Source organism: Streptomyces actuosus (assembly GCF_016921115.1).
Classification (GTDB): Bacteria; Actinomycetota; Actinomycetes; order Streptomycetales; family Streptomycetaceae; genus Streptomyces; species Streptomyces actuosus_A.
This window is the reverse complement of record NZ_JAFFZS010000152.1, coordinates 1-531: the sequence shown is the minus strand read 5'-3', so window position 1 is coordinate 531 and position 531 is coordinate 1. Positions and strand designations below refer to the sequence as shown.

Annotated in this window: 1 protein-coding gene; it reads left to right on the top strand. The window is 52.4% G+C overall.

From position 1 onward, the window contains the following. Nucleotides 1-531 (top strand): NAD-dependent epimerase/dehydratase family protein (locus JS756_RS35995; protein ID WP_368861133.1); only part of this gene is annotated, 531 nt, incomplete at both ends.

The window sequence follows — 531 nt, the reverse complement described above, 5'->3', positions numbered from 1 at the left end:
AACCACATGGGCCATGCACTCTTAACCCGTCTCCTCCTGCCCGTCCTCAAACAAACAGCAGCAGCAGAAACAAATGCAGATGTGAGAGTCATCTTCCTCTCCTCAGCCCTCGAATCCACCGCCCCCAAAACAGGCTATGAATCCAACTCAACTCTCAGAACCAACATGCAAGACTTCTCAACGTGGACCCGCTACGGCCAGTCCAAACTAGCCAATATCCACTACGCCAGAGCCCTATCTCAGCAGTACCCCGAGATCAAATTCATCAGTCTGCACCCGGGTGTCGTGGAGACGAACCTCACCACCGAGTTTATATCCGGCTTGAATTGGCTGGTGTCTGTGGTGCTGAGATTCGTCAAGGGATTCATTACGGTGGGTGTTGAGAAGGGTGCGCTTACTTCGCTTTGGGCGGCTACAAGTCCTGATGCTAAGTCTGGGGTTTTTTATCATCCGGTGGGTGTTGCTGGGAAGGATACAAGGCTTGCGAGAGATGAGGGCGTTTGTCGAAGGCTTTGGGAGTATACAGAGAAG